Here is a 23,922-nt window from a genome sequence, read left to right on the forward strand (position 1 = left end):
GAGCGGGGCCCGCCCGGCGCGGGCCCGGTCAGGGCTCGAACTTGTAGCCCAGCCCGCGCACCGTCACCAGGTACCGGGGCGCGCCCGGGTCCGGCTCGATCTTGGCGCGCAGGCGCTTGACGTGCACGTCGAGCGTCTTGGTGTCGCCCACGTAGTCGGCTCCCCAGACGCGGTCGATGAGCTGCATGCGGGTGAGGACGCGGCCCGCGTTGCGCAGCAGCATCTCCAGCAGGTCGAACTCCTTCAGCGGCAGGTCGACCTTGGAGCCGCCGACGGTGACCACGTGGCGGTCGACGTCCATGCGGACCGGTCCGGCCTCCAGCGCGGCGGGGGTGACCTCCTCCGGCTCGCCGCGGCGGCGCAGCACCGCGCGGATGCGCGCGACCAGTTCGCGGGAGGAGAAGGGCTTGGTGACGTAGTCGTCGGCTCCTATTTCGAGACCGACCACCTTGTCGATCTCGCTGTCCTTCGCGGTCACCATGATCACGGGGACGTTGGAGCGGCCGCGCAGCTGGCGGCAGACCTCGGTGCCGGGCAGGCCCGGCAGCATCAGGTCGAGCAGGACCAGGTCGGCGCCGTTGCGCTCGAACTCGTCCAGGCCGTCGGGGCCGGTCGCCGCGACGGCGACCTCGAAGCCCTCCTTGCGGAGCATGTAGGACAGGGCGTCGGAGAAGGACTCCTCGTCCTCGACGACGAGCACTCGGGTCACGGAAGGACCTCCGGGGCGGGAAGCGGTTCGTACGGGGATGAGTCGGAGAGCCCGGCCTCGTCATCGAGGTCGGGGTGCTGTTGCGCGCGGTCGCGGGCCGCGCCCGCCTCCGGCAGTCTGAGGGTGAAGGTGGAACCCTGGCCCTCGGCGCTCCAGACCGTGACCTCCCCGCCGTGCGAGGCGACCACGTGCTTGACGATCGCGAGACCCAGACCGGTGCCGCCGGTGGCCCGGGAGCGGGCCGGGTCGACGCGGTAGAAGCGCTCGAAGATGCGCTCCTTGTCCTTGTCGGAGATGCCGATGCCCTGGTCGGTCACGGCGAGTTCGATCATGTCGCCGCCCGGCGCGGTGATCCGGCGGGCCGCGATGCCGACGCGGGTGCGCGCCGGTGAGTAGTTGACGGCGTTCTCGACCAGGTTGCCGATGGCGGCGGCCAGCTGGCCCCGGTTGCCCCAGACGTGCAGGTCGGCCACGCCCTCCTCCCGGCGCCCGCCGCCCTGTTCGGGTCCCTCGGGCGTCCACACGTTCGTGGCCATGGTGATCTGCTTCGTGCCCGCCTGGTGCCGGCACCGGTCGATGGCCTCGGCGACCAGCTCGTCCACCCGGACGGGCTCGGCGTCCTCCAGCGGGTCGTCGTTCTGCACCCGGGAGAGGTCGATCAGCTCCTGGACCAGGTTGGTCAGCCGGGTCGCCTCGATCTGCATCCGGCCGGCGAACCGCTGGACGGCCTCGGGGTCGTCGGAGGCGTCCATCACCGCCTCGGAGAGCAGGGAGAGCGCGCCGACCGGGGTCTTCAGCTCATGGCTGACGTTCGCCACGAAGTCGCGCCGTACCGCCTCGATCCTGCGGGCCTCGGTCAGGTCCTCGACCAGCAGCAGCACCAGGCGGGAGCCGAGCGGGGCCACGCGCGCGGAGACCGCGAGGGCCTCCCCGCGTCCGGTGCCGCGCCGGGGCAGATCCAGCTCTACCTGGCGTATCTCGCCGTCTCTCCGGGTGTCCCGGGCCATCTGGAGCATCGGTTCCACGCTGAGCTTGCCGCCGCGGACCAGCCCGAGGGCGTAGGCGGCGGAGCTGGCCTTGACGACGGCGTCGGCCTCGTCGAGGACGACCGCGGAGGAGCGCAGCACCGACAGCACGGTGTCCACGCCGGGCGGGAGTACGGGATCTGTGTGCAAGGAAGTCCTGGTGGGTCGCTTCTGGTCGCGTTCGCTCCAGCGGAACGCCAGCATGGCGATGACGCCGGTGAGCACCCCGGCGATCGCTGCCGCTGCGGCGACCGCCGCGTTCACGTCCATGCCTCAAGGTTAGGCATGGCGTACGACGTGCCCGCAGCCGTCGGGGTGCGACCTCGAACACTCGTCGCCCAGAGTTCACCTTGCAGCCAGTACCGGTTCACCCGGGAAGGCGGAAACGGACGCGTACGGGGCACAGCGTGGCAGCGTGGGGCTCGTACCGTCGGTTTTCGCGGGGGGCGCACGCGTGGCGTGACGGCCCCGGACCCGGACGAAGCCTCGAACGAACGACGCACGAGAGGGAACCGAAGATGCGGGACGCGTACCACGAGGAACTGGACTCGATCGGCGACGGACTGGTGGAGATGGCCCGGCTGGTCGGGTCGGCCATCGGGCGCGCCACGACCGCCATCCTCGACGCCGATCTGAAACTGGCCGAGAGCGTGATCGAGGCCGACCAGAAGATCGACGAGCTCCAGCACGACCTGGAGGCACGGGCGATAGCCCTGCTGGCCCGGCAGCAGCCGGTGGCGACCGACCTGCGGATCGTGGTGACGTCGCTGCGCATGTCCGCCGACCTGGAGCGCTCCGGCGACCTCGCCCAGCACGTGGCGAAGCTGGCCCGGCTGCGCTTCCCGGCGCGCGCGGTCCCGCAGGACCTGCACGCCACGATCCTGGAGATGGGCCAGCTCGCGCAGCGCCTGATGGCGAAGGCCGCCGAGGTGATCATCACCAAGGACGTCGACCTGGCGCTCCAGCTGGAGCAGGACGACGACGAGATGGACCTCCTGCACCGCACCCTCTTCCAGCACCTGATCGACGACCGCTGGAAGCACGGCATCGAGACGGCCGTGGACGTCACCCTGCTGGGCCGCTACTACGAGCGGTACGCCGACCACGCCGTGGCCGTCGCCAAGCGCGTCGTCTACCTGGTCACCGGCGAGCACGCGGACGAGCTCCAGCAGGACATCCCGCCGGTGACGGGCGTCGAGGGCGCGTGACCCGCCCGGGGCCGGGAGACCGGTTCCGGCCGGGCGCCTCCGTGCGCCGTTGATGCGCCCGGCCGGACGGGCGTGCAATGGAGGAGGACATGCCCGCCCCGAAGCCCAGGAGGGACCCATGGCCGAAACTCCCGGTACCACCGATCCCGCACAGCAGCGCGAGACCGAGCAGCCCGCCGAGATCAAGAGTCTGCCGCTGTTCGGCGCGTGCGGCTGCGGCTCGGGCTGCGGCTGCGGGTGCCAGTCGGGCAACCCCTGCCAGTGCGGCTGAACGACGACGACACCCGGGGCCGGTGCGGACGCGGTTCGCGCCGGCCCCGTGCCGTACCCGCCGCGGTACCGGATGCCCGCCCGGCCCGCGGGGCGCAGCATGGACGGGGGGACCGGACCGGCGGCAAGGAGGTGCGGCCATGGCCAGGTTCATGGACGTGCACCGCGGCATGCGGGGCATCACGGCCGAGCAGCTGAGGGAGGCGCACCGGGCCGACCTCGCCATCGAGGAGGAGGAGTCCGTGCACTTCGAGCACGCCTGGGCGGACCCGGAGTCCGGCCTCGTCTACTGCCTCTCCGAGGCGCCCTCGGCCGAGGCCGTGCAGCGTGTCCACGAACGCGCCGGGCACCGCGCGGACGAGGTGTACCCGGTTCCGCTCCAGGTCTGAGGCCGGCCCCGGCGCGCGCGACCGTGCCCCCGGCAGGGTGCGCTCCCGGCGCGCGAGGGTGTGCCTCCGGCAGGGTGTGCTCCGGCTGGATGGGCTGCGGCCCCGCCCGGGGTCAGGGCACGCGGGCGCGGCGGTGCAGGTCGGCCAGCGCGCCGCGGAGCGTGAGGCCGCGCTGCCAGTCGAGCCACGCGCCCGCCTCCCGGGCGATCCGGTCCAGCGCGGCGAGTTCGGCCGCGGTGTAGGCGTGGCCCGACCGTGCGTGATGGGTGGAAAAAATGCCCTGCGGGCGGCCGCCGGCGCCGGGGATGGGGGTGCTCTGGAGGGAGCGGCTGTGGGCGGCGAGCAGCACGGCGCGCGAGTCCTCGTCGAGGAGCGGGGCGGTGACGACGTCGTCCACGACGACGCGTTCGCTCGTGCGGGCGGCCGCGCCGCAGACCGTCGGGCCGGCCGCGTCGATCACCGCGAAGAACCGGACGAACTCGTCCGGGAAGCCGCAGTGGGACTCCAGCCACAGCGTGTGGTCGGCACGGTCCAGGAGCTGGACGCCTGCCATGCGGGTGTGCGCGGCCGCGCAGACGGCGTCGCGCAGCGCGTCCAGGAAGGCCGCCCGGGTCGGCGGCCGGGTGCCCGGCGGCCCGAGGAACCGGACGGCGGGCTGGACGGCGGGCCCGGCACCGGGCCGCCACGGCTCGCCGGGGGCGGGCGGTGGGGTCCGGGCGAGCGCGGCGGCCAGCACCGCGCGGGACAGCCCGTGCGCGCGGGCGACGGTGTGGAGCAGCGCGGCGGCCCTCCGCACGTCCCGCAGGCCGTACCGCTCCAGCAGCATCCCCTGGGCGCGGGCGACCCCGGCGTGCGCGAGCAGCGCGTGCCGCAGCCGCAGGGCGCCCGGTCGCACCCCGGCCGCCGGCCGCGCGCCCGCGCCGGGGCCCGCGGCGCGGGCGACGATGGCGGTCAGCGCGTCGCACAGGGTGGGGTACAGCTCCGGTGCCGGGGCTCCGGCGGGCCGGGCGCGGGCGAGGACACCGGCCGCGCCGGCGGGGCAGGCGGCCAGCTCCAGCCGGCCGCCCCGGGCGGCCCGGGCCGCGGTGCACCGGTACAGGATCTCGGCCGCGTCCGGGGAGAGCCTCTCCAGGCGGCACAGGTCGAGGACGAGGTCCGTGCAGCCCTGCGCGGCGAGGGCCGACTCCAGGGCGGCGCCGACCCCGGTGTCGCCGTACACCGCCAGCACGGTGAGCCGGCCGGTGGCCGGACCGGGCAGGTCCAGGTCGAGCACGGTCCGGCAGGAGAAGTGCGGCATGACGGGCCTCCCGCCTGTACGCCTGCCGCCCGCCCGTCGCGGGGCCCCCGGGACACGGGGCCCGCCGGTCCGGTGCGCGGCCCGGCACCTCCAGGCTAGTCCGGTGCGGGGAGCCGGTCAGCCCGGCCGGCGCCCTGTTCCCGGCCGAGGACGGCGTCCGGCCGGAGCGTGCGCCGGACCACCGCGTGGGCCGTGTCCACCAGGCGTCCCCGGTGGCGCTCGGTGTAGCCGCGCAAGGCGCGGGCGGCCTCCTCCGGGGTGGTGCCGCCGGCCTCGGCGAGCATGCCGGTGGCCATGTCGACGGCCGCCTTGGCCGCGAGGGCGGCCTGGACGCGGGTGCTGATGTCGGTGGTGCGCAGCCGCTCGGGGCGCCAGTTGATCAGGGCGACGGCCGTGACGTCGGCGAGTGCCTGGGCCAGCTCCACCTCCGCCGCGGGCAGCCCGCCGGGCCGGCGCAGCAGCAGGTTGACCGCGCCGACGGTCTCCTCGTGCACCCGCAGCGGCACGGCGTGCACGGAGCGGTAGCCCCGGCGCACGGCGAAGGGCGCCACCCGGGGCCACCGGTCGGCGCTGTGCGCCAGGTCGGTCACGTCGATGCGGTGGCCCTCCCGGAAGCAGTCCAGGCAGGGCCCCTCGTCGGCCTGAAGCTGGAAGAACTCCAGGAAGGCGGCCTGTTCCTCGGTGACGGCGATCGGGCGCAGCTCGCCGCGTCCGGAGATCACCATGATGCCGACCGCGTCCGCGCCCGTGAGGGCGACGCAGTTGCGCGCCAGCCGGTCGGTCAGGACGACCGGGTCGACGTCGTCGGCGAAGGAGTCGGCGAGTCCGACGAGCGCCTCGGTGAGCTGCTGTTCACGGCCCATCACCGTTCACCGTCCCTTCCCTCGTCCCCAGTGTCCCGCTCGGTTCGCTCCCCCGGGGGGTCCGCGGGACTGTCCCCCGGGGGGTCCGCGGAGTACGGGTGGCCGCCGTCCGTCTCGGCCGCGAAGGCCAGCCGGCGGTCCAGGACGTCCCGGGCCACCTGGCTGACGGTGCGGCCCTCGGCGTAGGCGCGGGCCCGCAGCCGGTCCAGGGCCTGCTCGGGATCGACGTCCAGCTGCACCATCACCATGCCGACCGCCTGGTAGACCTCGGTGTGGTCGGCCTCGGACGCCGCCATCCAGGACGCTACCTCGTCCTCGGCGTCCCCGGGGTCCTCGCCGGTGTACGGCTCACCGGGGCCGGCGGTGGTGGTCTGGAGGTTCATCAGCGCGAAGGTGACCGCGTCGCGCACCCACAGCGCGGTCCGCAGGTCCGGCTCCGCGAGCCCGCCCGGCCGGCGGTTGTACAGGTCGAGCGTGCCGATGGCGGCGCCGCTGACGCCGAGCGGCAGGGAGAACACGGCGCGCACCCCGAGCCCCACCGCCTCGTGGGCGAAGATCGGCCAGCGGCGGGCGTCGTGGCCGTCGGTGAGATCGGCCGCGAGGACCGGTGCGCCCTCGTCGAGCGCGCTCTGGCAAGGGCCGTCGCCGACGGTGTACTGGAGCTCGGCCAGCCTGGAGGCGATCCGGTCGCTGGCGCACCAGGTCATCTGGACGCCCCTGCCGCCGGAGATCGACACGGAGGCCCCGGCGATCGGCAGCAGCCGTACGCAGGCGACGCAGAGCGCCACCGGAACCGCGCGCGGGTCCTCGGCGCCGCGCGCCGCGGCGGCCAGGGTCTCGGTGACCCGCAGGCGGACCTCGGCATCGGGCGGCGGACCGCTCCCGGCCGGTGGCCCGGCCCCTTCAGGCGGCATGTGCGTCACCCCCGGTGCGGCAGACACTCGACCGACATGGACCACCAGTATTCCTTCGGCGTCCGGGTTCCCCCGGCACGGCAAATATCTGCGCGTTTTCCCGCCGCCCGGCTCGCTGCCCGCGGGACGGCCGGTGCCCGCCGGGTCCCGGCCACGGGAGGGCCGGGGCGGGGCCGGTGACAGAGCCTACGTCTGCCGGTGCCGCCTCGGCCCGGTGCGGGACGGCCCCCGATGACGTCCGGCGGGCGGCCCGCCGGTCCGCGTCGTAGCGCGGGTCCGCGAGTTCTCCGCGGTCCGCGTCACCGGGCAGTCGCCCCTCCCGCCCTGCAGTCCGGGCATGCGCATGACGGGAAGGCCGAGGTGAACGGTGGCGGTTCTTCGAGGGGTGGGACGCTCACCGTGCCGCACTCCTTGATGACGGTGCCGTGGCGGTTCACCTGGTACACCCTGATCGTCATCCTGGCTGCTGGCTGATCGTCCTGTGACGGGCATGCGGCGTTCGGCATGTCGACGCTCCTTCGCGGCATCGGCCGGCCCCGGGGTCGCTCGCGCGGCCGCCGGGGCGCACCTCCTCTCGTCGCCCTCACTCTCCGGTGACGAGATGTGAGTAAAGGGTGACAAGCCGCGAAGGGCGCGACGCTCACAGTTCTGTGAGCGTCGCGAGCGCTCTACAGACCGATCCAGACCGCCATGTGGTTGAGCGATTCCGGTGTGCGGCGGGACTGGTGCACCAGGCCGGTGATCGCCTCCCGGGCGGCGGGGTGGTACCGCGTCTGCTCGGGGGCCAGGCGGCGGGCTTCCATGAGTGACGTCAGCGCGGCGTCGGTGTGCCCGGTCTCCATCTCGGCGCGGGCCCGGTCGACGAGGAAGTGGGCACGGCGGGATGTGGGGAGCCGGGGCGGCAGCGCGATGTTCCGGGCCTGCTTCAGGGCGTCGTCGTACCGGCACATCTCGACGGCGGCGGACATCTCGTGCAGGGCTACATTGGCCGGACCGAAGCTGAGCCAGTGCACCTCGGAGGAGTCCCCGGTGTGCCGGGCGATCCGGCGGGCCTCGGTGATGTGCTGCTCGACGGTCGCCCGTTGGCCGGCGCGGGCCGCGATGACACAGGCGCCGAGGTGCAGTTGTCCGGTGACGGCGAGTGCCTCCCGGGAGCCCTCTTCCTGCGTGATCATGTCGTGGCCGGCGGCGACGAGGCGTTGCCCGATCCGGTATTCGCCCTCGCGGAAGTACACCAGGGCACGCATGTACTGCCGTACGGCCGCCAGGCAGGCGTCGGAAGCACGTCCCGCCGCCCAGTCCATGCGGTCGAGAGCGACCGCGGACAGGTCGTGGTAGCCGAGCTTCACGCTGATGTCGTGCGCTGTGCGGTACGCGGACCCGAGCGCCCGCCACAGGTGCGTGGAGGGCGCCGACCATGCCGCGTGGGTCAGCTCGGTGATGAGCCCCGGCAGGTCGCGGGCCGCGCTGCGCAGGCGGGCGGCCCGCACCTCGGCGCAGAGGCGGTCGGCCGCCGCGACGAGCTGTGGCGTGGGCCGGGTGGTCAGGGCGGGGTCGGGACCGAGGTCGTACAGGTCGAGGGATTCGCGGATCGGCCGGACCAGTTCGGCGAGACGGTCGCGCTGCAGTTCGGTCACGTAGGGCTGTCCGGTCAGTGCGGTGACCTCGATGCTGAGGGCTCTGGCGCAGGCCGCGACGAACGCGGCGGTCGCCGGACGTGCCCCGCACTCGACCTGGTTGAGGTAGCTGTAGGAGTAGGGGAGCCGCTCGGCCAACTGCCGTTGGGTGAGTCTGGCCAGTCTGCGTTGTTCCTTGATGCGTACGCCCGTGTGGTCTTCGTCCCGTGGGGGCATGCCGGTCTCCGTTCTGAACACCCGTCGGGAACGGTACCCAGGCGGTCGTACGGTTACGTGCCGTACGCGCCCCACTCACCCGTGGGAGACGACGACCGGTTGTGCTCCGATGGGCCCATGACGACAACGCGTCCTGTCCTCTACCTCTTCGGCTCCGCCGCTCCGCCGGTCCTCGACGTGGCGAAGGCCGTCGCGGACGCCCGTGATCGCGGCTTCGACGTGTGTCTCGGCCTGACCCCGACCGCGGCCCGCTGGCTGGAGCCGCAACGGGCGGCACTGGAGCGGCTCACCGGGCACCCCGTGCGCAGCGCGTACAAGCAGCCGGGCGAGCCGGACGTGTGGCCGGGGGCGGACGTGATCGCGGTGGCGCCCGCCACTTTCAACACCGTCAACGCGTGGGCGCTCGGCATCACGCGGGACTTCGTGGTCGGTGTCGCCGCCGAGGGCATCGGCAAGGGCATCCCCATGATCGCGATGCCGTGCGTGAACACCGCCTACGCACGGCACCGGCAGTTCGAGCGGAGCATCACCGACCTGCGGGAGATGGGGGTGCGGGTGCTCTACGGCGCCGGCGGCTTCCTCCCGAACGAGCCGGGACAGGGCAGACCGGAGAGGTACCCGTGGCACCTGGTCCTCGACGCCGCCGAGGAGATCGCCGCGGCGCGGTGACCGGGGCCGCCGTCACGGCACGGTCCGTCTTTGGCGCCTCTCCGGCCGCGCCGCCCGGTTCATCGGTGCCGGCTGCCCTATGCGTCGTGATGCGGCGCTCAGTGGTCCGGGGGCGGACCGCGGGCAGGAGAAACCCCCTACCAGCGGGGAAAACGCAGGCAGGGGGCGTGTCCGTGTGGGGTTACTTCTTCTTGCCCTGGTTCTTGACCGCCTCGATCGCTGCCGCGGCCGCCTCCGGGTCCAGGTACGTGCCGCCCGGCTTGACCGGCTTGAAGTCGGCGTCCAGCTCGTAGGAGAGCGGGATGCCGGTCGGGATGTTCAGGCCCGCGATGTCGGCGTCGGAGATGCCGTCCAGGTGCTTGACCAGGGCGCGCAGGCTGTTGCCGTGGGCGGCGACCAGGACCGTGCGGCCGGCCAGCAGGTCGGGGACGATGCCGTCGTACCAGTACGGGAGCATGCGGACGACGACGTCCTTCAGGCACTCGGTGTCCGGGCGCAGCTCCGGCGGGATCGTCGCGTAGCGCGCGTCGTGGGCCTGGGAGAACTCCGAGTCCTCCGGCAGCGGCGGGGGCGGGGTGTCGTAGGAGCGGCGCCAGAGCATGAACTGCTCCTCGCCGAACTCGGCGAGCGTCGCCGCCTTGTCCTTGCCCTGGAGTGCGCCGTAGTGGCGCTCGTTCAGGCGCCAGGAGCGGTGGACCGGGATCCAGTGGCGGTCGGCGGCCTCCAGGGCCAGCTGCGCCGTGCGGATCGCGCGCTTCTGGAGGGAGGTGTGGACCACGTCGGGCAGGAGGCCGGCCTCCTTGAGGAGCTCGCCGCCGCGGACCGCCTCCTTCTCGCCCTTCTCGTTCAGGTTCACGTCCACCCAGCCGGTGAACAGGTTCTTGGCGTTCCACTCGCTCTCGCCGTGGCGGAGGAGGATCAGCTTGTACGGTGCGTCGGCCATGCCCTTAGCCTACCTAACGGGTCTGTGCGACGCGCTTCCCGTGTGGGGCCTGACACACCGGACCGGGAAAGGCCTGGCGGGGCTCACGGCCCCTCACCAAAATCGGGTTAACTCGTGTACAACCTTTCAGAACATCAATCTGTCTGGTTAACGCCAACAGGTCAGGCAGCAGGAAGAGGGGCACAGAACGTGACCGTGCGTTCCTTTGCGCGGCGGATACGACCGCGAGTCGAGCGGAAGGCCGCCGAGCGGGTGTGGCAGCTGCGTACCATGCGGCGGCGCCGCAAGGCGGCGGTCACGGACCCGGTGCTGCGCCCGGTGGCCGTGCGCGGCCAGCAGTTCTACGGCCGGGTGGTGGACGGCTTCACCGCGGTCGGGGCCGCCGCGTCCAACCTGGACATCGTGGTCTCCGCGCTGGAGCAGGAGGGCGTCTCCTACTTCCTGGTGCCCACCTCCCGTACCCGGTACACGGTCGGTGTGAACGCCGTCGACCGGCCGCGGCTGCTCGCCGCGCTGGAGGCGCGCTACGCCGGTACGGCCGTCTTCATCGGCCGGCCGCTGCCCGGCGGCCAGCTCAAGCACCCGGCGCTCTTCCTGGACGGCACGCTGCCGCCCCAGCTGCGCACGTCCCCGGTGCTGCGCGTCGGCGAGAACCTGCTCGGGCCCGCCGGCCAGCTCCTGGCCGGGCCCGAACTGGCCTGTGACATCGAGTTCTGGGAGGACGGCGCGGCCCTGCTGGCCTCCGCCGACGGCCCGCGGCGGCTGGCCAAGGTGCAGCCGCAGGCGTCGGAGGACGTGTTCGCCGAGTCGCTCGTCACCCCGCGCAACAACGGCGTGACGGACGTGCTGCCGGCGAGCGAGCAGAAGCCCGCCACCGTGCGGGTCGGCGAGCGGGAGCTGCCGAGCTTCGTCCCGCTCACCCTGCCGACGGTGAACCAGGTCACCTTCCCGGTCGACGTGGTCTACACCTGGGTCGACGGCGAGGAGCCGTCGATGCGCGCCAAGCGGGCCCGGTACCAGGGCGACGGCATCGCCGAGATCCTGGACAAGGAGACCAACGCCTCCCGCTACACCAGCCACGACGAGCTGAAGTACTCGCTGCGCTCGCTGGCCATGTACGCCGACTTCGTGCGCCACATCTACATCGTGACGGACGGTCAGAAGCCGCACTGGCTCGACGACAGCGTCGAGGGCATCACGGTCGTCGACCACCGCGACATCTTCCCCGAGGGCGTGCTGCCCGTCTTCAACTCGCACGCGATCGAGACCCGGCTGCACCACATACCGGGCCTGTCCGAGCACTACCTGTACTTCAACGACGACGTGTTCGTCGGCCGCCGGGTCACCCCGGAGCACTTCTTCTTCGGCAGCGGCCTGATGCGGGTCCCGGTGTCCCCGCTCAAGATCGGTGTCGGCAAGCCGCACGGCGAGGAGACCGCGACCAACTCGGCCAGCAAGAACGTGCGCCGGCTGCTGCTGGAGAAGTTCGGCCGGATGACGACGAACAACTTCATGCACACCCCGCTGCCGCAGCAGCGCGGGGCGCTGCAGGCGCTGGAGGAGCTGTTCCCGGAGGACGTCCGGCGCACCACGGCGTCCCGGTTCCGCTCGCCGCAGGACATCGCGATGACGGCCCCGCTGCTGTACCAGTACGCGCTGATGACCGGCCGCGGCGTGCCCGGCAAGTTCAGCTTCCGGTACGTGAACATCAGCCGCCCGGACGCCGACCGGCGCCTGGCCGACCTGCGCCGCAACCGCCGCTTCGACTTCTTCTGCCTGAACGACGTCGACGTGCCGCCGGAGGAGCGGGAGCAGGTCAGCGTCCGGATGCACGAGTTCCTGGAGAACTACTTCCCCTTCCCGAGCCCGTTCGAGAAGCAGGAGCCCGCGTCCGGCTCCGACGCCCCGCAGGGCTGACGGGCCCACGGTCATGGCCATGGACCTCCGCCACCGGATCGCGGCCGCGCCGCCCGGACTGCGGGCCGTGCGGAACCTCCTGGTGCGCCTGCGGCTGTGGCTGTCGGCCCGGCTCTGGGCGCTGCGCGCGGCGCCGGCCCGCCGCCGGTTGCGCCGCGCCGTCCCGGGACTGCGTCCCGTGGGCCGCGGGCCGGTGCGGCTGTACGGGCGCACGGTCACCGCGTACGCCTCGGCACAGGCCGCCGCCGAGGACCTGGAGCGGGTGTGCTCCCTGCTGGAGGCGGCCGGCGTCCCCTACTTCCTGGTCCCCGCCGAGCAGGGGCCCGGTGTGGGGCGGCCGGTGCTCGGTGTGCCGGAGTCCTACCGAGGAACGGTCCTCGACCGGGCCCGGCAGCACTTCGCCGGGGGCGCCGAGTACGTCGGCGCGGTGGCCCCGGACGGGACCGTGACGCGGGCGGTGCCGTGGGCCGACGGCCGGCTGCCGCGGGCGGTGCGCGGGGCGGCGGTCCTGCGCACCGGCGTGGTGCGGCTGGGCCCCGCCGGACAGGTCCTCGGCGGCCTGGAGGCGGGCTGCGACATCGAGTTCTGGCGGTACGGCCGGGACCTGGGCGCGGAGCCCGGGTACCTGACCGTGCCGGGCACCCGGCTGGCGGACGACTTCGGTCCGGCGCTGGTCGCCCCGCGCCGCAACGCCGTCTCCGAGGTGCTGCCGGCGGCCGTCTGGCAGCCGGCCGCGGCGGAGGGGCGGCCCGCCACCGCGGCGGACCGGCACCTGAACGTGGTGCCGGGGCGGTACCCGTACGCGGCGGAGGAGCCGCAGGAGCCGTCCCCGGCCGACGCGGCCGCCGGGGCGCCGGGGCGGGCCGTGCCGACGTTCGCGGCGTTCGCCGAGCCCGGCATCGACCGGGTCCGCTTCCCCGTCGACGCCGTGTACACCTGGGTCGACGGCGACGACCCGGTGCTGGCCGCCAAGCGCCGCGCCCACCAGGCGGTCTCCGACAACGTCATCGCCGCACGCGAGACCGGCGCCTCCCGGTACACCAGCCACGACGAGCTGCGGTACGCGCTGCGGTCGCTGGACACGCACGCCGGGTTCATCCGGCACGTGTACCTGGTGACCGACTCCCAGACGCCGGACTGGCTGGACCCGGACACGCCGGGCCTGACCGTCGTCGACCACCGGGACATCCTCCCGGCCGAGGCGCTGCCCGTCTTCAACTCGCACGCGATCGAGAGCCGGCTGCACCACATACCGGGCCTGTCCGAGCACTACCTGTACTTCAACGACGACGTCTTCATCAACCGCCCGGTGGGGCCCGAGGCCTTCTTCCACGGCAACGGCATCGCCCGCATCCCGCTGTCCCCGCTGAAGCTCGGGGTCGGCGCCCCGCACCCGCTGGAGCCCGCGCCGAACTCGGCCGGGAAGAACGCCCGGGAGATCGTCCGGCGCTTCCACGGCCGGTACGCCACCCACAAGTCGCTGCACACCCCGCACCCGCAACTGCTGTCGGTGATGCGGGAGATGGAGGGCCTCGGCATCGAGGAGCTGGAGCGGACGTCGTACTCGCGCTTCCGGTCCACCTCCGACGTCCCCCCGGCCTCCACGCTGCACCACCACTGGGCGATCGCGACGGGCCGGGCCGTCCCGGCCGACTACAGCTTCCGGTACGTGCAGTTGGGCACGCCCGACATGCGGCGGCGGCTGGCGCGGCTCGCGGCCGGCGAGGACGTGGACTTCTTCTGCCTCAACGACGTGGACACCCACCCCAGGGACCGGGCGGCGGCCCAGGCGGCCATCCACGCCTTCCTGGAACGGCGGTTCCCGTTCCCGAGCCGCTTCGAGCGGGCCTCGCGGACCGCCCCGCACCCGGCCGAGCCGAGCGGGGCGACCCGGCGCCGGCCGGCCGCCCGGCGCGTGGGAGGGCCCCGGCGGCAGACGCAGCCGGCCGGGCCGGCCGCGGCGCCGCGCGCCGATTGACGCGCCCCGCTAATCGACTGGCGACGCGGAACCCCGCGTTTGTAACGTGTGGCTGCCGCTTGAGCCACTTACAGACGTGGGGGATCGTCGATGTCGCCAGCCCGTGTGAGACGCGCCGTCCGGGAGTCCGTCTCCGGGCTCCCCCGGGAGTTCTGGTGGCTGTGGACCAGCACCCTGGTCAACCGGCTCGGCGCCTTCGTGGCCACGTTCATGGCCCTCTACCTCACGCTCGACCGCGGCTACTCCGCCTCGTACGCCGGGCTCGTCGCCTCGCTGCACGGCCTCGGCGGGGTCGTCTCCTCGCTGGCCGGCGGGGTGATGGCCGACCGGCTCGGCAGGCGGCCCACCCTGCTCCTCTCCCAGAGCGCGACCGCCGTCTCCGTCGCCGTGCTCGGCTTCATGACCGACCCGGTCACCATCGCCGCCGTGGCCTTCGTGGTCGGCATGGCCTCCAACGCCTCCCGGCCCGCCGTGCAGGCGATGATGGCCGACATCGTCCGCCCCGAGGACCGGGTGCGCGCCTTCTCGCTCAACTACTGGGCCATCAACCTCGGTTTCGCCGTCTCCTCCGCGGCGGCCGGGTTCATCGCCGAGTCCAGCTACCTCACCGGGTTCCTGATCGAGGCCGGGATGACCCTGGCCTGCGCCGTCGTCGTCTTCGCCAGGGTGCCGGAGTCGCGGCCCGCGCCCACGGCCCGGCAGGCGGGCGCGGACGTCGGCCTCGGCACGGTGCTGCGGGACGGGCGGTACATGGCCGTCGTCGGGCTGTCCTTCCTCGTCGCCCTGGTCTTCCAGCAGGGCTCGGTCGGGCTGCCGGTGGCCATGGGGCGGGCCGGGTTCTCCGCCGCGGACTACGGCCTGGCGATCGCCGTCAACGGCGTCCTGATCGTCGTGCTCCAGATCCCGGTGACCCGGTTCATCGAGCACCGCGATCCCCGCACGCTCCTGGTCGTCTCGTCGATCCTGGCCGGGTACGGGTTCGGGCTGACCGCGTTCGCCGGGTCGGTCGGCGTCTTCATGCTGACGGTGTGCGTGTGGACGCTCGCCGAGATCGTCAACGCACCGACCCAGACCGGGCTCGTCGTCCGCCTCTCCCCGGTGCACGGCCGCGGGCGCTACCAGGGCATGTACACCCTGTCCTGGTCCGTCGCCGCGCTGGTCGCCCCGCTGATGTCGGGCGCGGTCATCGACCGCTTCGGCGCGCAGTGGCTGTGGGCCATGTGCGCGGCGGTCGGCACGGTGGCCGGCCTCGGCTACGGCCTGCTCATGCGCCGCGTCCCGCCGGAACGGCCGGTCCCGGTCGCGGCCCCGGCGGGCAAGGAGGCCGAGGTGAGCGCGGCCTGAGCGGGCGGGCCCCGGACGTGGCGCAGCTCACATCCGCCCGTGTCACGTCCGGCGCGCCCGCGCCCGTCCATGGGGTGCAGGCATCCGCGACCACCCACCGGGAGCACACCATGGACGCTCGTCTCGACCTCCTCGCCAGCCCCGTCGCCGGCAAGGTGTTCAAGCACTTCAACGCCGCCGGCAAGGCGCTCGCGGACTCCGCGCTGCCGGCCGCCACGCAGGAACTGGTGAAGCTGCGCGCCAGCCAGATCAACGGCTGCGGGTTCTGCACCGACATGCACACCAAGGACGCGCTGGCCGCCGGGGAGACCCAGACCCGCCTCAACCTGGTCGCGGCCTGGCGCGAGGCCACCGTGTTCACGGACGCCGAGCGGGCCGCCCTGGAGCTGGCCGAGCAGGGCACCCGCATCGCCGACGCGGCCGGCGGGGTGACGGACGAGGCGTGGGCGCGGGCCGCCCGGCACCACGACGAGGAGCAGCTCGCCGCGCTGGTCGGCCTCATCGCCGTCATCAACGCCTACAACCGCGCGAACGTCATCGTCCGGCAGCCCGCCGGCGACTACGTGCCCGGCATGTTCGGCTGACGCGACGCGCCTCAGGGGTGCATCCGCGCCCCCTTGAGGACCTTGTCCACGCCGTTCCGCGGGCCGTGCACGGCCAGTCCCACCAGGTCGAGGCCGGCCGTCGGAACGGCCCGGACCGCAGCGCGGTTGTCGCGGTCGTTGCCCGTGGCGAACAGGTCCGAGGTGAACACCGCGCAGGGCAGGGCGCGGCCCAACGCCCTGCCGTGGGCCGCCGCCAGGGTCTCCCTCGTGCCCTCGAAGACCAGCACCGGCTGCCGGAGCATCGGCAGGTAGGAGACGCCGTCCCCGTCCTCGTAGGGGTCGCCGATCACCTCGGGGAGCGCGGTGCCGAGGCCGCTGACCAGGAAGGCGGTGACGTTCAGTCGCTGCCAGGTCTCCAGGTCGGCGCGGAGCAGCACCGCGGTCTTCGTGTCGGAGCGGAGGGGTTCGGTGTTCATGGACCGAGACTCGCCCGCGGGCCTCACCGGCGTCTTGTACGTTCTTTGCATGGCCGCCGGGCAGGAAGTCACCGCGTGGCGTCCCCGGGTCCCGGGCGTCACGGAGGTCTTCCACGCCCGCTTCACCGAGTACGCCTATCCGATGCACGTCCACGACGCCTGGACGCTGCTGATCGTGGACGACGGGGCCGTGCGGTACGACCTGGACCGGCACGAGCACGGCACCCCGCACGGCACCGTGTCGCTGCTGCCGCCGCACGTGCCGCACAACGGGTCGCCGGCGACGCCGGGTGGCTTCCGCAAGCGGGTCGTCTACCTCGACGGCAGCCGGCTCGGGGACGAGCTGATCGGCCGGGCCGTGGACTCGCCCGAGCTGCGGGATCCCGTGCTGCGGCTGCGCGTCGGCCGGCTGCACACCGCGCTCGCCCGGCCCGGTGACGAGCTGGAGGCGGAGAGCAGGCTGACCCTGGTCGCGGAGCGGCTGCGGGCGCACCTGCGGCGGCGCACCGGTCCCCCGCGCCTGGTGCGGGACCCGCAGCTCGCCCGCGCGCTGCGGGAGCTGCTGGACGCGCGGGTCGTCGAGGGGGTCTCGCTGGCCGAGGCCGCGGGGCTGCTGCACGCCCACCCGGCGCACCTGGTGCGGGCGTTCAGCGGGGCGTACGGCATCGCCCCGCACCAGTACCTGATGTCCCGGCGGGTCGGCCGCGCCCGGCGGCTGCTGCTGGACGGGGTGCCGCCGGGCGAGGTGGCGCCGGTGACCGGGTTCCACGACCAGGCCCACCTCACCCGGCACTTCAAGCGGCTGGTCGGTGTCACCCCGGGGCGCTACCGGGACCGGGCGGTCCGGGCCGGCGGCGGTTCGGCGGAAGCCGCCCGTCCGCTGATCACCCCTGGTTAACCTCCCCCCATGGATGACACACAGAAGGCACAGGAACCAGGAACTCCTCGCGACTCATCCACTCCTCGCCGCGCGCTGCCGCTGAGGCGGCTGTCGGTCGCCGTCGCGGGGGCGGCGACCCTGGCCGCCCTCGGCGTCGGCGTGGCGCTCGCGGCCCCGTCGGGCGACGGCCCCCGCCACGGGCGCGTCGCGAGCACCGTCCCGCCGGACACGGACACCGGGGGCTCGTCCGCCGGGGGCGTGAGCGGCGGGAGCGCCTCCGGCGGGGACACGGACGCCGGCGCCACCGCGGGCTCCGGCAGCACGGGCGGCACGGCCGACGGCGGCGGCAGCGTGGGCGCCGACAGCGGCGGCAGCGTGGGCGCCGACGGAGGTGGCAGCGTGGGCGCCGACGGCGGCGTCGACGGAGGAGTCGAGCCGAGTCCTGGCGACTCCGGGTCGTCGGGCGGGACCGGCGAAACCGGTGGGACCACCGACCTCGACGAGCTGAACCGCCGCATCACCGAACTGGACCGCAAGGTCGACCAGTTGCCGACCAAGGGGGAACTGGCCGACGCGCTGCGGGCGTTCGCCGACGAACTCGACCGCGGCGGCGACGACACGACGCCCCGGCCCGACCCGTCCTAACCCCGCGGCCCGGTCCCGGCCGGACGGCCGCTCGGGGTCCGCTGCCCGACGCGGGTCCCGGCCGGCTCCGGGTCAGTCCGCCGGGCGGTCGATCAGGTGCCGGAACGCGTCCAGGTTGCGCGTGGACTCGCCGCGCGCGACGCGCCAGGCGTACTCCTTGCGGATCGAGGAGGCGAAGCCCAGCTCCAGCAGCGTGTTGAAGGCGCCGTCGGCCGCCTCCAGGACCTGGCCGAGGAGGCGGTCGACCTCCTCCGGGGTGACGGAGGCGAGGGGCAGCCGGGCGGTGACGTAGACGTCGCCGAGGCGGTCCACCGCGTAACTCACGCCGTACAGCTTGAGGTTGCGCTCCAGCAGCCAGCGGTGGACACCCGCCTCGTTCTCGTCGGGGTGGCGGACGACGAAGGCGTTCAGCGACAGGGAGTGCCGGCCGACGAGGAAGGAGACCGTCGTGGACAGCTTGCGGGTGCCCGGGAGCTTGACCACGTAGGTCCCCGTCTCGGGGCTCTCCCACTCCAGTTCGGCGTCCCGCAGGGCGCTCTCCAGGACCTGTGCCGCCTTCTCGACCTCACCCATGGTGCGAGCGTACGCGACGGCGGTGGGACTGGGTCGCGGCCGTGTAGACGTCGGCGGTGGCCGCGGCGGCCGTGTCCCAGCCGAAGGACCGGGCGTGCCGGGCGGCGGCCTCTCCCATCCGCGCCGAGAGGGCCGGCTCGTCGGCGAAGCGGCGCAGCAGGCGCGCGTAGTCGGCCGGGTCGTGGCCCTGGACGAGGAATCCGGTCTCGCCGTCGCGCACGGCCACCGGCAGGCCGCCGACCGCGGCCGCGAGCACCGGGGTCCCGGCCGCCTGTGCCTCGATCGCCACCAGCCCGAAGGACTCGCTGTACGACGGCATGACGAGGACGGACGCGGCGCGGAACCAGTCCGCGAGCTGCTCCTGCCCGACCGGCGGGTGGAACCGCACGACGTCCGCGATGCCCAGCCGGGCCGCCAGCTTGTGCAGGCCCTCCGGCTTGGCGAGCCCGCTGCCGCTGGGGCCGCCGACGACCGGTACGAGGAGGCGGGAGCGCAGCTCGGGCCGCTCCTCCAGCAGGACGGCCACGGCGCGCAGCAGGACGTCCGGCGCCTTCAGCGGCTGTATGCGGCCCGCGAAGAGCGGGATCAGCGCGTCCCGCGGGAGGCCGAGGCGGGCGCGGGCGGCGGCGCGGGAGCCGTCGGCCGCCGCGTCCCCCGGGGCGCCCCCGGGGCGGGGGCGGAAGCGCTCCAGGTTCACCCCGGGGTGGACGACGGCCACCTTGGCGGGGTCGGCCGCGTAGTGCCGGACCAGTTCGCCGGCCTCCTCGCCCGTGTTGGCGATGAGCCGGTCGGCGGCGGACACGATCTGGGTCTCGCCGATGACCCGGGCGGCGGGCTCGGGGGTGTCGCCGTCGGCCAGGCTGGCGTTCTTGACCTTGGCCATGGTGTGCATGGCGTGCACCAGGGGGACTCCCCAGCGCTGGGCGGCGAGCCAGCCGACGTGGCCGGAGAGCCAGTAGTGGGAGTGGACGAGGTCGTAGTAGCCGGGCCGGTGGTGGGCCCACGCCTGCATCACCCCGTGCGTGAAGGCGCAGAGCTGGGCCGGGAGGTCCTCCTTGGCGAGGCCCTCGTAGGGGCCCGCGTCGACGTGCCGGACGAGGACGCCGGGGGCCAGCTCGACGGCGGGGTCCAGCCCGCCGGCCGTGGCCCGGGTGAAGATCTCGACCTCGATGCCGAGCGCGGCCAGCCGCTGGGCCAGCTCCACGATGTAGACGTTCATGCCGCCGGCGTCGCCGGTGCCGGGCTGGTGCAGCGGGGAGGTGTGCACGGAGAGCATGGCGACCCGGCGGGGCCTGCGGTACAGCCAGAGCCGTGCGCCGGCCGCCGGTGAACGCCGCCCGAGCCTGTTCACGTACTGGCTCACCTGGCCGTCCTCCTTGCTGCGGGCTTGCTGCGGGCGTGCCTGTGAGGGACCCACCGCGCCCTCCAAGGGGGTGCAACAGCGGGCGGGTGCCCAGCCATTTCCCGATCAAGCGCCTTTGCCCAATCATTACCCGGACTCGATCGGACGTTCGAGTGCGGGGGTGCCCGGACCGGGAGCCCGCGCCGCCCGCCTACCCTCGTAGCCATGACAGCCCGCGCATCGGCCCTCCCCCGCTCCCGGCCCCGCTCGGCCGGGGGGAGCCCCGTCGTGGGGACCGTGACGCGCGGGACGACCAACCCCAACCGGCTGCGCCGCATGGACCGCTGGATCGCGGCCGTGCACGGCGCCGAGCTGCGGCGCGCCGCCGATCCGGTGGCCGTCGACCTCGGCTACGGCGCCGCGCCCTGGACCGCCGTCGAACTGCTCGGCCGGCTGCGCGCCGCGGCCCCGCGGGTGCGCGTGGTCGGCGTCGAGATCGAACCGGAGCGGGTCGCGGCGGCACGGTCCTACGAACGGGCGGGGCTCACCTTCCGGCACGGCGGCTTCGAGCTGCCGGTCCCCGGGCGCCCGGCGCTCGTCCGGGCCGCCAACGTGCTGCGGCAGTACGACGAGGCCGATGTCGCCGCCGTGTGGGAGCGGCTGTGCGCGCGGCTCGCCCCGGCGGGCGGCCATTCGCGCGGCGGCCTGCTGGTGGAGGGCACCTGCGACGAGATCGGCCGCCGGCACGTGTGGGTGGCCCTCGGTCCGGAAGGTCCCCGCACGGTCACCTTCGCCACCCGGCTGGGCTCCCTGGACCGCCCCTCCGACCTCGCCGAGCGCCTGCCGAAGGCGCTGATCCACCGCAACGTGCCGGGCGAGCCGGTGCACGCCTTCCTCCGCGACTTCGACCGCGCCTGGGCCGCCGCCGCCCCCTACGTCTCCTACGGCGCCCGCCAGCGGTGGATCCGCGCGGTGCGGGACCTGGCGGCCGACTGGCCGGTGACGGACTCTCCGGCCCGCTGGCGGCAGGGTGAGGTGACGGTGGCCTGGCAGGCGTTGGCGCCGGCCCGCTGACCGCCCGGCCCGGCGCCCGGTGGAACGCGCCGTCCGTCCCGCCCGTCACACCGGCGGGAGACCGCCGCGCCCGGCGAGCGGTGGGGGGACTTCCGATTTCCGACGCGCTCTGTCGCTTTGCGCCCGGCCGTGGCACGATCCCCCGGACGGCGTAAGTTACTGACGGTAAATCAGGTGGGGGGAAGTATGGGTTCGGGCAAGCGCGGTCTCCTCACGGCCGCTCTGACCGTGGTCTGTGCGGTGACCGTCCTCGGCGCGCCGGGCGCGGCCTTCGCGGCGCCGGCCCCCACCCCGGCACCGACCGGCGGGGCGCCCTCGCCCTCCCCCTCGTCCGCGCCCGCTCCCCGGCCGGACAAGGAGCTGGAGGCGGTGCGCGACCGGCTCGACCGGCTCTACCACGACGCGGCCGTGGCCACCGACGCCTACAACCTGGCCGAGGAGAAGGTCGACCGGCAGTCCGCCCAGATCGCGGCGCTGGACCGGAAGATCGACCAGGGGCAGCGGCGGCTGGACCGGCTCAAGAACCGGGCGGGCGCCACGGCCCGGGACCAGTACCGCACCGGCGGCCTGTCCGACACCGCCCGGTTCCTGCTCAGCGACGACCCGGGGCGGTTCCTCGACGGCGCCGGGCGGATGATCGAGGGCCAGCGGGCGGCGGGCTCCCTGATGTCCGACATGGCACGCACGCAGCACGAGTTGCGGCGGTACGCGGCCGACGCCGCCGACCGGTGGGAGCGGCTCGACGACGGCCGCAAGGCCAAGGACGCCGCCAAGAAGCGGATCCAGCGGCAGATCAAGGCCGCCGAGGCGCTGGAGTCCCGGCTGGAGCGCAAGGAGAAGGAGCGGCTCGCCGAGCTCGAACGGGCGGCGGCGGCCAAGGCGCAGACCGCCTGGCTGGGCACAGGTGTCCTCAAGGCCACCCGCGACTCGGCCTCCGCACCGGGCGCCACGGCCGTGCGGTACGCCACCGAACAGCTCGGCAAGCCGTACATCTGGGGCGCCGAGGGTCCGGACTCCTTCGACTGCTCGGGCCTGACCTCCCAGGCGTGGGCGGCGGCCGGCCACCCCGTCCCGCGCACCTCGCAGGAGCAGTGGAGACGGCTGGAGCACGTCGGCGTGGAGGAGATGCGCCCCGGCGACCTCATCGTCTACTTCGACGACGCCAGCCACATCGGCCTGTACATCGGCGACGGCCGGATCATCCACGCGCCCCGCCCCGGACGCACGGTGACGATCGCGGGCGCCGGCTCGATGCCCATCCTGGGAGTCGTACGGCCGGACGCGTGAGGCACGTCATGCGACACCCGTCACGCACCCGGCACCGGGCGCGCCGTCCCCGCCGCGCGCCCGCCGCCACCGGCCGTGTGACCCACCGCACGGCCAACACCCGGGCAAACCCGGGCAGGACGTGAGCTTCGTCATTCACCACGGCCCATCATTCTGTCCAACTGCGCTGCACAACGCGGCATATGGCGGCGGCGGACGTCCGAGCGACGCGGCTCACACCATTCCGTCGGGGCGGCCCCAGCCGCTATGGTCCCGGTCGGCGGGTCGAGACCCTCGACACCGCCGTGCCCTCGGGGGGAGGGAAGGAAACCGAGACGATGCCCGCACCCGTACCGCGGCAGAGAGCGATCCCGGCCGTGGAGAGTGGTCAGGGGCAGGCCGCCCGCACAGCAGGCGGCCCCCTCAAGGAAGAGGCCCACCGCGACGCCACGGCCGCGAACGGCACCGGCGCCACTCTCACCCTGCTGCTGGTCGAGGACGATCCGGCCGGCTCGCCGATCGTGCCCGAACTGCTGGACCCGGCCGGCAAGCCGATCCGCGTCCGCACCGCCCGCAACCTCACCGAGGCCGAGCGGCTGCTCACCGACGACGTCCACTGCATCCTGCTGGACCTGGCGCTCCCGGCACCGGGCGGCGGCGACCCCGGGGACGAGCTGGCCGTGCTCAGGCACATCCTCCGGCTCGCGCCCCGGCACGCCGTGCTCGCGCTGACCGCCTCCGGCGACGCCGAGCGCGGCGCCGAGGCCGTGCGCGTCGGCGCCCAGGACTACCTGTTCCGGGACGAGCTGGACGGCCGGCTGCTCAGCCGCGCCATCCGCTACGCCGTGGAGCGGAAGCGGTCCGACACCGCGGAGCGGCGGCTCGCCGAGGGCAGGCTGCGCGCGCAGGAGAACCGGCGGCTGGAGCGCGGCCTGCTGCCCACCCCGCTGCTGGAGGGCTCCGCGCTGCGGTTCGCCGCCCGCTACCGCCCGGGCCGCTCCCGGGCGCTGCTCGGCGGCGACTTCTACGACGCCGTCCGCACCCCGGACGGCACCGTGCACGCGATGATCGGCGACGTCTGCGGGCACGGCCCGGACGAGGCGGCACTCGGCGTGGAGCTGCGCATCGCCTGGCGGGCCCTGACCCTGGCCGGGCTGTGCGGGGACGAGCTGCTGAACACCCTCCAGCAGGTGCTGGAGCACGAGCGCGCCGACGAGGAGATCTTCGCGACGCTGTGCACGGTCGACATCGCCCCCGACGGCCGCCGGGCGGGCCTGTGCCTGGCCGGTCACCCGGCGCCGCTGATCGCCCGCCCCGGCCGGGCGGCGCGGCTGCTGCCGTACGACAACAACGGCCCCGCCCTGGGCCTGCTGCCCGGCGCCCGCTGGCCGCGGATGCAGGTGGAGCTGGGCGCCGAGTGGAGCCTGATGCTCTACACCGACGGCCTGATCGAGGGCCGCGTCGGCGTGGACGGGGAGCGGCTCGGCCAGGACGGCATGGTGGAGATGATCCGCCGCCAGCTCTCCGAGGGGCTGCGGGGCGAGGAGCTGCTGCGGGCCGCGGTGAGCGAGGTCCGGGACCTCAACGGGGGCGAGCTGACGGACGACGTGGCCGTGGTGCTGCTGGACCGGGCCGGCTGAGCGGACCCCACCGCCGCCCCCCGGTCCCTTCCGGCCCCCGGTCGGCCTCCTCGGCCGCACCCGGAGCACGTCCGGCCCGGCCGGGGCATCGCGGCCGCCGGC

23 protein-coding genes are annotated in these 23,922 nt (G+C 74.3%); 13 read left to right on the forward strand and 10 right to left on the reverse strand.

The features are described 5' to 3' along the window. Positions 1–28: 28 nt before the first annotated feature. Positions 29–709, reverse strand: coding sequence for a two-component system response regulator PhoP (phoP, locus tag ACZ4K2_RS09135; protein ID WP_014673455.1), 681 nt, complete (start codon positions 707–709; stop codon positions 29–31). Further along, complete coding sequence (phoR, locus tag ACZ4K2_RS09140) at positions 706–2,004, reverse strand: two-component system sensor histidine kinase PhoR (RefSeq protein WP_467471085.1); 1,299 nt, start codon at positions 2,002–2,004, stop codon at positions 706–708. The genes phoP and phoR overlap by 4 nt, the downstream gene beginning before the upstream one ends. A gap of 248 nt (positions 2,005–2,252) precedes the next feature. Between phoR and phoU the strand changes: the two genes are divergently transcribed. The 3 genes from phoU to ACZ4K2_RS09155 all read left to right on the forward strand — a co-directional run bounded on the left by phoU (position 2,253) and on the right by ACZ4K2_RS09155 (position 3,601). Beyond that, positions 2,253–2,942: a phosphate signaling complex protein PhoU gene (phoU, locus tag ACZ4K2_RS09145; RefSeq protein WP_467471087.1), complete on the forward strand. Its 690-nt coding sequence runs from the start codon at positions 2,253–2,255 to the stop codon at positions 2,940–2,942. A gap of 118 nt (positions 2,943–3,060) precedes the next feature. Beyond that, on the forward strand, positions 3,061–3,213 hold the full coding sequence (locus ACZ4K2_RS09150; RefSeq protein WP_467471089.1) for a hypothetical protein: 153 nt from the start codon (positions 3,061–3,063) through the stop codon (positions 3,211–3,213). A 139-nt stretch (positions 3,214–3,352) separates the two neighbouring features. Further along, the gene (locus ACZ4K2_RS09155) at positions 3,353–3,601 is read left to right on the forward strand and encodes an SCO4226 family nickel-binding protein (RefSeq protein WP_467471091.1); all 249 of its coding nucleotides are present in this window, start codon (positions 3,353–3,355) and stop codon (positions 3,599–3,601) included. A gap of 112 nt (positions 3,602–3,713) precedes the next feature. Here ACZ4K2_RS09155 and ACZ4K2_RS09160 read toward each other — a convergent pair whose 3' ends face one another. From ACZ4K2_RS09160 to ACZ4K2_RS09175, 4 genes are all read right to left on the reverse strand, one after another. Further along, entirely contained in the window at positions 3,714–4,898 is a 1,185-nt protein-coding gene (locus ACZ4K2_RS09160; RefSeq protein ID WP_467471093.1) for an ANTAR domain-containing protein, read from the reverse strand. Positions 4,899–4,993: 95 nt separating this feature from the next. Then, the gene (locus tag ACZ4K2_RS09165) at positions 4,994–5,761 is read right to left on the reverse strand and encodes a GAF and ANTAR domain-containing protein (protein WP_467471095.1); all 768 of its coding nucleotides are present in this window, start codon (positions 5,759–5,761) and stop codon (positions 4,994–4,996) included. After that, positions 5,761–6,675 (reverse strand): GAF and ANTAR domain-containing protein, encoded by a 915-nt coding sequence (locus ACZ4K2_RS09170; RefSeq protein WP_467471097.1) that lies wholly within the window; start codon positions 6,673–6,675, stop codon positions 5,761–5,763. The genes ACZ4K2_RS09165 and ACZ4K2_RS09170 overlap by 1 nt, the downstream gene beginning before the upstream one ends. A gap of 668 nt (positions 6,676–7,343) precedes the next feature. Next, positions 7,344–8,528, reverse strand: a complete 1,185-nt coding sequence (locus tag ACZ4K2_RS09175; RefSeq protein ID WP_467471099.1) for a helix-turn-helix domain-containing protein — start codon at positions 8,526–8,528, stop codon at positions 7,344–7,346. 117 nt (positions 8,529–8,645) lie between these two features. Here ACZ4K2_RS09175 and ACZ4K2_RS09180 point away from each other — a divergent pair, with 117 nt between their 5' ends. Beyond that, positions 8,646–9,197: a flavoprotein gene (locus tag ACZ4K2_RS09180; RefSeq protein WP_467471101.1), complete on the forward strand. Its 552-nt coding sequence runs from the start codon at positions 8,646–8,648 to the stop codon at positions 9,195–9,197. Between the two features lie 181 nt (positions 9,198–9,378). Here ACZ4K2_RS09180 and ACZ4K2_RS09185 read toward each other — a convergent pair whose 3' ends face one another. Continuing rightward, positions 9,379–10,140, reverse strand: a complete 762-nt coding sequence (locus tag ACZ4K2_RS09185) for a phosphoglyceromutase (protein WP_467471103.1) — start codon at positions 10,138–10,140, stop codon at positions 9,379–9,381. A 189-nt stretch (positions 10,141–10,329) separates the two neighbouring features. On the opposite strand from ACZ4K2_RS09185, the gene ACZ4K2_RS09190 reads away from it, so the two are divergent. The 4 genes from ACZ4K2_RS09190 to ACZ4K2_RS09205 all read left to right on the forward strand — a co-directional run bounded on the left by ACZ4K2_RS09190 (position 10,330) and on the right by ACZ4K2_RS09205 (position 15,963). Next, positions 10,330–12,057: a stealth family protein gene (locus tag ACZ4K2_RS09190; protein WP_467471105.1), complete on the forward strand. Its 1,728-nt coding sequence runs from the start codon at positions 10,330–10,332 to the stop codon at positions 12,055–12,057. Between the two features lie 19 nt (positions 12,058–12,076). After that, positions 12,077–14,035, forward strand: coding sequence for a stealth family protein (locus tag ACZ4K2_RS09195; protein ID WP_467471108.1), 1,959 nt, complete (start codon positions 12,077–12,079; stop codon positions 14,033–14,035). Positions 14,036–14,125: 90 nt separating this feature from the next. After that, positions 14,126–15,379 carry an MDR family MFS transporter gene (locus tag ACZ4K2_RS09200; protein ID WP_467471110.1) on the forward strand — a complete coding sequence of 418 codons (1,254 nt, stop codon included), beginning with the start codon at positions 14,126–14,128 and terminating at the stop codon, positions 15,377–15,379. 110 nt (positions 15,380–15,489) lie between these two features. Further along, the gene (locus ACZ4K2_RS09205) at positions 15,490–15,963 is read left to right on the forward strand and encodes a carboxymuconolactone decarboxylase family protein (protein ID WP_467471112.1); all 474 of its coding nucleotides are present in this window, start codon (positions 15,490–15,492) and stop codon (positions 15,961–15,963) included. A gap of 11 nt (positions 15,964–15,974) precedes the next feature. Here the strand turns inward: ACZ4K2_RS09205 and ACZ4K2_RS09210 are convergent, their stop codons facing one another. Then, the gene (locus ACZ4K2_RS09210) at positions 15,975–16,400 is read right to left on the reverse strand and encodes a DUF2000 family protein (RefSeq protein WP_467471113.1); all 426 of its coding nucleotides are present in this window, start codon (positions 16,398–16,400) and stop codon (positions 15,975–15,977) included. Between the two features lie 49 nt (positions 16,401–16,449). Here ACZ4K2_RS09210 and ACZ4K2_RS09215 point away from each other — a divergent pair, with 49 nt between their 5' ends. Then, a complete protein-coding gene (locus ACZ4K2_RS09215) occupies positions 16,450–17,298 on the forward strand; it encodes an AraC family transcriptional regulator (protein WP_467471114.1) in 849 nt (282 codons plus the stop codon). A 9-nt stretch (positions 17,299–17,307) separates the two neighbouring features. Beyond that, positions 17,308–17,925, forward strand: coding sequence for a hypothetical protein (locus ACZ4K2_RS09220; protein ID WP_467471116.1), 618 nt, complete (start codon positions 17,308–17,310; stop codon positions 17,923–17,925). Between the two features lie 72 nt (positions 17,926–17,997). Here the strand turns inward: ACZ4K2_RS09220 and ACZ4K2_RS09225 are convergent, their stop codons facing one another. Next, positions 17,998–18,498 carry a type III secretion system chaperone family protein gene (locus ACZ4K2_RS09225; RefSeq protein ID WP_467471118.1) on the reverse strand — a complete coding sequence of 167 codons (501 nt, stop codon included), beginning with the start codon at positions 18,496–18,498 and terminating at the stop codon, positions 17,998–18,000. After that, positions 18,491–19,861: a D-inositol-3-phosphate glycosyltransferase gene (mshA, locus tag ACZ4K2_RS09230; RefSeq protein WP_467471120.1), complete on the reverse strand. Its 1,371-nt coding sequence runs from the start codon at positions 19,859–19,861 to the stop codon at positions 18,491–18,493. The genes ACZ4K2_RS09225 and mshA overlap by 8 nt, the downstream gene beginning before the upstream one ends. 267 nt (positions 19,862–20,128) lie before the next feature. Here mshA and ACZ4K2_RS09235 point away from each other — a divergent pair, with 267 nt between their 5' ends. The 3 genes from ACZ4K2_RS09235 (at position 20,129) to ACZ4K2_RS09245 (ending at position 23,820) form a co-directional block, all read left to right on the forward strand. After that, entirely contained in the window at positions 20,129–20,914 is a 786-nt protein-coding gene (locus ACZ4K2_RS09235) for a class I SAM-dependent methyltransferase (RefSeq protein WP_467471122.1), read from the forward strand. Between the two features lie 186 nt (positions 20,915–21,100). Beyond that, positions 21,101–22,201: a C40 family peptidase gene (locus ACZ4K2_RS09240; RefSeq protein ID WP_467471123.1), complete on the forward strand. Its 1,101-nt coding sequence runs from the start codon at positions 21,101–21,103 to the stop codon at positions 22,199–22,201. A 317-nt stretch (positions 22,202–22,518) separates the two neighbouring features. Further along, a complete protein-coding gene (locus tag ACZ4K2_RS09245; protein WP_467471125.1) occupies positions 22,519–23,820 on the forward strand; it encodes a PP2C family protein-serine/threonine phosphatase in 1,302 nt (433 codons plus the stop codon). Positions 23,821–23,922: the final 102 nt, after the last annotated feature.

It is taken from the genome of Streptomyces sp. NPDC025833 (genome assembly GCF_055558055.1).

Coding starts and splice junctions, on each gene's coding strand:
- phoR (WP_467471085.1), bottom strand. CDS start 2,004: ATGGACGTGAACGCGGCGGTCGCCGCAGCGGCAGCGATCGCCGGGGTG.
- phoU (WP_467471087.1), top strand. CDS start 2,253: ATGCGGGACGCGTACCACGAGGAACTGGACTCGATCGGCGACGGACTG.
- ACZ4K2_RS09150 (WP_467471089.1), top strand. CDS start 3,061: ATGGCCGAAACTCCCGGTACCACCGATCCCGCACAGCAGCGCGAGACC.
- ACZ4K2_RS09155 (WP_467471091.1), top strand. CDS start 3,353: ATGGCCAGGTTCATGGACGTGCACCGCGGCATGCGGGGCATCACGGCC.
- ACZ4K2_RS09160 (WP_467471093.1), bottom strand. CDS start 4,898: ATGCCGCACTTCTCCTGCCGGACCGTGCTCGACCTGGACCTGCCCGGT.
- ACZ4K2_RS09165 (WP_467471095.1), bottom strand. CDS start 5,761: ATGGGCCGTGAACAGCAGCTCACCGAGGCGCTCGTCGGACTCGCCGAC.
- ACZ4K2_RS09170 (WP_467471097.1), bottom strand. CDS start 6,675: ATGCCGCCTGAAGGGGCCGGGCCACCGGCCGGGAGCGGTCCGCCGCCC.
- ACZ4K2_RS09175 (WP_467471099.1), bottom strand. CDS start 8,528: ATGCCCCCACGGGACGAAGACCACACGGGCGTACGCATCAAGGAACAA.
- ACZ4K2_RS09180 (WP_467471101.1), top strand. CDS start 8,646: ATGACGACAACGCGTCCTGTCCTCTACCTCTTCGGCTCCGCCGCTCCG.
- ACZ4K2_RS09185 (WP_467471103.1), bottom strand. CDS start 10,140: ATGGCCGACGCACCGTACAAGCTGATCCTCCTCCGCCACGGCGAGAGC.
- ACZ4K2_RS09195 (WP_467471108.1), top strand. CDS start 12,077: ATGGACCTCCGCCACCGGATCGCGGCCGCGCCGCCCGGACTGCGGGCC.
- ACZ4K2_RS09200 (WP_467471110.1), top strand. CDS start 14,126: ATGTCGCCAGCCCGTGTGAGACGCGCCGTCCGGGAGTCCGTCTCCGGG.
- ACZ4K2_RS09205 (WP_467471112.1), top strand. CDS start 15,490: ATGGACGCTCGTCTCGACCTCCTCGCCAGCCCCGTCGCCGGCAAGGTG.
- ACZ4K2_RS09210 (WP_467471113.1), bottom strand. CDS start 16,400: ATGAACACCGAACCCCTCCGCTCCGACACGAAGACCGCGGTGCTGCTC.
- ACZ4K2_RS09215 (WP_467471114.1), top strand. CDS start 16,450: ATGGCCGCCGGGCAGGAAGTCACCGCGTGGCGTCCCCGGGTCCCGGGC.
- ACZ4K2_RS09220 (WP_467471116.1), top strand. CDS start 17,308: ATGGATGACACACAGAAGGCACAGGAACCAGGAACTCCTCGCGACTCA.
- ACZ4K2_RS09225 (WP_467471118.1), bottom strand. CDS start 18,498: ATGGGTGAGGTCGAGAAGGCGGCACAGGTCCTGGAGAGCGCCCTGCGG.
- ACZ4K2_RS09240 (WP_467471123.1), top strand. CDS start 21,101: ATGGGTTCGGGCAAGCGCGGTCTCCTCACGGCCGCTCTGACCGTGGTC.
- ACZ4K2_RS09245 (WP_467471125.1), top strand. CDS start 22,519: ATGCCCGCACCCGTACCGCGGCAGAGAGCGATCCCGGCCGTGGAGAGT.